At 40.0% G+C, this 4,510-nt stretch carries 5 protein-coding genes and 1 tRNA gene; 3 read left to right on the forward strand and 3 right to left on the reverse strand.

The window, feature by feature from the left end:
- Nucleotides 1-211 precede the first annotated feature (211 nt).
- Together KGY70_17450 and KGY70_17455 are read left to right on the forward strand one after the other, a co-directional pair.
- Nucleotides 212-1,036: a site-specific DNA-methyltransferase gene (locus tag KGY70_17450; GenBank protein MBS3776988.1), complete on the forward strand. Its 825-nt coding sequence runs from the start codon at nucleotides 212-214 to the stop codon at nucleotides 1,034-1,036.
- Nucleotides 1,037-1,054: 18 nt separating this feature from the next.
- The gene (locus KGY70_17455; GenBank protein ID MBS3776989.1) at nucleotides 1,055-1,789 is read left to right on the forward strand and encodes a cytosolic protein; all 735 of its coding nucleotides are present in this window, start codon (nucleotides 1,055-1,057) and stop codon (nucleotides 1,787-1,789) included.
- Between the two features lie 59 nt (nucleotides 1,790-1,848).
- On the opposite strand, the gene KGY70_17460 is transcribed toward KGY70_17455, so the two are convergent.
- Nucleotides 1,849-1,920, reverse strand: a tRNA-Gln gene (locus KGY70_17460).
- A 70-nt stretch (nucleotides 1,921-1,990) separates the two neighbouring features.
- The gene (locus KGY70_17465) at nucleotides 1,991-3,316 is read right to left on the reverse strand and encodes an AGE family epimerase/isomerase (protein MBS3776990.1); all 1,326 of its coding nucleotides are present in this window, start codon (nucleotides 3,314-3,316) and stop codon (nucleotides 1,991-1,993) included.
- A gap of 111 nt (nucleotides 3,317-3,427) precedes the next feature.
- On the opposite strand from KGY70_17465, the gene KGY70_17470 reads away from it, so the two are divergent.
- Entirely contained in the window at nucleotides 3,428-4,087 is a 660-nt protein-coding gene (locus tag KGY70_17470; protein ID MBS3776991.1) for a YdcF family protein, read from the forward strand.
- A gap of 99 nt (nucleotides 4,088-4,186) precedes the next feature.
- On the opposite strand, the gene KGY70_17475 is transcribed toward KGY70_17470, so the two are convergent.
- Nucleotides 4,187-4,399 (reverse strand): hypothetical protein, encoded by a 213-nt coding sequence (locus KGY70_17475; GenBank protein MBS3776992.1) that lies wholly within the window; start codon nucleotides 4,397-4,399, stop codon nucleotides 4,187-4,189.
- Nucleotides 4,400-4,510: the final 111 nt, after the last annotated feature.

Here is a 4,510-nt window from a genome sequence, read left to right on the forward strand (position 1 = left end):
TTTTCAATCCTGGTACCTCAGGATGATCTCGTGTATAATAAGGTAAAACTTGTTTTTTATTCTCATTTGTAACTTGAAAAATCTTTGTTTTTACATACTTAACAGGTTTAGCTATCCATGTTATGATGGTGTATTAATTGTTAATAATTTGTTTTTTGAGGTGCCGCAAAGTGAAGCTAAATGTTTAATTTTGTATAAAATAATATAAACTATGGAAGTTACTGCGGATATAAGGTTAGGAGATGCCAACAAGATTTTGAAAGAATACTCTGATAATACAGTTGATCTAATAGTCACTTCTCCACCTTATGCTGATCAAAGGAAAAATACATACGGTGGTATTAAACCAAATGAATACGTTGATTGGTTTTTACCTATAAGTAAAGAATTACTAAGAGTTTTAAAGCCTACAGGCACTTTTATTCTTAATATTAAAGAAAAAGTGATGAATGGCGAGAGATGCACCTATGTAATAGAACTTATATTAGAGATGAGAAAACAAGGATGGTATTGGACTGAAGAATTTATTTGGCATAAGAAAAACAGTTATCCAGGTAAATGGCCTAATCGCTTTAGGGATGGATGGGAAAGATTGTTGCAGTTTAATAAAAGCCGAAAATTTAATATGTATCAGGAGGAGGTAATGGTTCCTATGGGTGATTGGGCGGATCAAAGACTTAAAAATTTAAGTGAAACTGATAAGAGGAGAGATGAATCAAAAGTAAAAAGTGGTTTTGGGAAAAATATATCAAATTGGGTTAATCGGAAAATGGCTTATCCCAACAATGTATTACATCTTTCTACCCAATGTAGTAATAAGAATCATAGTGCTGCTTTCCCTGAAGCCCTTCCAGAGTGGTTTATCAGACTTTTTACTAAAGAGGGTGATGTAGTTCTTGACCCATTTACAGGTTCAGGCACCACAAATTTTGTAGCCCAGAGAATGAACCGTCATTCAATAGGTATTGAGATTGTTAAGGAATATTACGATGATCTTAAAAAAAATATACAGCCTAAAGTTTATAAAATTTTATAAACTTTTAACAGTCAATATATGAGAAATATTACTCTTGCGGACGTTAGACAATATGTTGAAGATAACATAGGCACATTCCATGAAAAAAGGCTTGAAAGCCTCAATAATTTGAAGCTTAAGCAAATATTACGAAAGAAAAATCCCTACTTATTTCGCACAAAGCATTTACAGACCTCTGAAGCAATAGTTAGAAAACTTGCTGATGCACATATATCTTCTTCAGAAGAAACTATACTGGGGGATTGGTTGGAAGGCCTTGCAATATTTATTAATGAACAAGAATTTGGGGGTTGGAAATCAGGGATTCGTGGAATAGATTTAGAATTCAATAAAAATAATACCCGATACATAGTAACAATTAAATCAGGGCCTAACTGGGGCAATAGTACCCAAATTGCCAAGATGAAAGATGATTTTATAACGGCAAAGCGAACATTAAGAACAAGTAATTCTCAATTAAATATTGTTGCTATAAATGGCTGTTGCTATGGGCGGTTGCGAAATCCTGATCGAGGGGATCATTTTAAATATTGCGGACAAGATTTTTGGGAGTTTATTTCTGGGGATTCAAATTTATACAAAGATATTATTGAACCATTGGGTCATAGAGCAAAAGAACACAATGAAGATTTTATAGATTCATATTCAAAAGTGATTAATAAGTTCACGAAGGCTTTTTCCGATGATTTTTGTCTGCCCGATGGTTCCATTGATTGGGAGAAATTGGTTGCTTTTAATTCAGGTAGAAAATAATGTGTACAGTAAAAAAAAGGAGCTACAAAACTATCTTTGTAACTCCCTGTTTCTCTGGGCTGCCCGGTTGGGGGTCGAACCCAAACTCTTCTGATTCAGAGTCAGACGTGTTGCCATTACACCACCGGGCAGAATTATTTATACAGCGTGTGCAAAATTAACGATTTTGTATCAATTTTCATTATCGTTTCTTGAATAATTTCAGCGTCTCCCCAGCCGTTCCATCATTTCAAAACACATGCGGCTGTTGTGGTAAGGCCCCTTCCAGGCGCTTACCTTCATATCATCGGGATAATGCTCTCTTTTGCGGGATACACGACGAAACCATTCACCATCTTGCTGGTCTGTCAGGTTTTCCTGAATGAATTTCCAGGTTTTGAAGGCCGCTTCTCTGAATTTTTCTTCGCCGCTTAGCTGATAAGCATTGTAAAAACCTACCACAGCCTCTGCCTGAGGCCACCAGTGTTTATCGGTATCGGTCAATCCTTCCGGCGAAGCCTCATAAATGAGCCCTCCGTCGGGATCAAGGCCTTCCTCCAGGGTTGCCCCGGCCATACGAAGGCCAACCTTCCTGATCTGCTCTTTTAACTTATCGTCCCGCAATACTTCGGCTGCTTCGTATAGCAGCCACGTTCCTTCTATGTCGTGACCATAGGAAATTTCTTCCGAAAGTACCTCGTATTCTTCATTGAAGTATAGATGGAAATGATGGTTCTCCCGATTGATGATGTGTTCCAGGAAAATATCGTTCATCTCCCGGATTCTTTTTTCCACTTCATCCGACCTCCAAACCCTGTACAGGTTGGTGTAAGCCTCCAGCACATGGAGGTGGGTGTTCATGGATTTCAGGGTTTTCATCTGTTTTCCGCCAATGCGAATGTCGTCTGAAAGAGTCCAGTCCCTTTCAAAGGCCTCGAAATACCCTCCATGCTCATCATCATGGCTGTGTTTTTCCATCAGCCGGAAGGTCTTTTTGGCTTTTTCGAGACTTTCCTTGTTGCCGGTTGCTTTATAATACTCCACCATGGAATAGATTCCGAAGGCTTCTGCGTAGATCTGCTTGCCCGGATCGGTGACTTTTCCCTGGTAGCCGACACTCCAGTAAAATCCACCGTATGCATCATCCCAGAAATGTTCATTGATATAGCGGTAAGCCCTCTTTGCTGTGAGCAGGTACTTTTCTTCCTGAAACACCTGGTAGGCCCTGGAAAAAGTCCAGAGTATCCGGGAATTGAGCACCATGGAACGGTCGGCTTGTTCGTTTACCTTTCCCTTGTTGCTGATGGCACCATAAAATCCTCCGTTTACCGTATCTTTGGTTTTCATGATCCAGTAGGGCAGGATGTTTTTCTTAACCTCCCGCCGAAAGGCTTTTGCGCTTTCATCAGGTGATGTTTGGCCCGGCATATGAAGCGCTGCTGATTGAATGTCCCTGTTTTTATTGTGCCCGGTTTTCCCTGAATTAACACCTGATATAAGAATCGTGCATAAAGGCAGTATCACATAGAAGAGTTGATGTCTTTTCATAGCCAAAATTTTTGATCAATTGAACAAGAAAAATAACATTCTATTTTTTAGTTTCAAACTGTTGTTTCATATTGCATGCTTTAATCAGGAGTAAATATACAAAATTCGATAATGAATCAAGAGAACATTACACAAGATGAGGCCTGTAAGGTTTTTGATTATCTGTATCTGAGGGATGATAATCAACGTGTCGATGCCGTCCTCGGATTTGGTCATTTTGATATGAAGATACCCCATACCTGCGGAAAGCTTTATCAGGAGGGATATGCACCAAAGATCATCTTTACCGGGGGAGTGGGGGCCGGAACGGCAGATCTTAAAAAGAAAGAGGCCCAGGTCTTTCGTGATAGACTTTATGCGCATTTCCCGGATATCCCTGAAGAGGATCTCTTAATAGAAGATCAGTCAACCAATACGGGCGAAAACATCTATTTTTTGAAGGAAATGGCTTTTCGTCAATGGCCGGAACACAATTTTTCAAAGAGCGTTTCTTCCGTGATGCTGGTTTGCAATGCAGCACGCCAGAGAAGAACCTGGCTGACCTGGAAGAAGATCCTGCCCGAAGTGCATGCAATCAACTGCCCCCCGGAAACTACCTTTAAGCAGGAACAAGAACTGTTCCGCTCGAAAGGAAGGACACTGGAAAACCTTCTGCTCGGTGAAATGGAAAGGATACTCAATTATCCTGATAAGGGCTTTACCGTGGAAGAAGAAGTGCCTCAGGATGTTTATTCCGCTTACCAGGTTTTGAAAGCGGAATATAAACCTTAGATCAGTACCTTATCTCTGCAAAAAGTATGTTTATAAAATACCAATTGCCAGGCACCAAATTACAAACACCTGCCCGACAGCAGGCGGGATATCCAATGATCAAATTGAAAGGATCCCAATTTCCGGATTGACTGTTTGAAGTTTGTGAGGAGACCGTAGATTCACTTCACCGGTAAGACCATTAATGAAATCGGTAAAACCAGTCATCTCATCGGTAAGGGTGTTCATTTCACCGGCAACATCATTAAGGAGACCGGTAGGACCATTCACTTCACCGGTGACATCAGTAAGGAGATCGGTATGACCAATCATTTTACCGGTGACATCAATAAGAAGATCGGTCGACCAATCATTTCACCGGTGAGATTATTCACTTTATCGGTAATACCAATCATTTTATCGGTAAGCCCATTCATATCATCG

The sequence above is a fragment of the Bacteroidales bacterium genome (assembly GCA_018334875.1).
Classification (GTDB): Bacteria; Bacteroidota; Bacteroidia; order Bacteroidales; family UBA12077; genus JAGXLC01.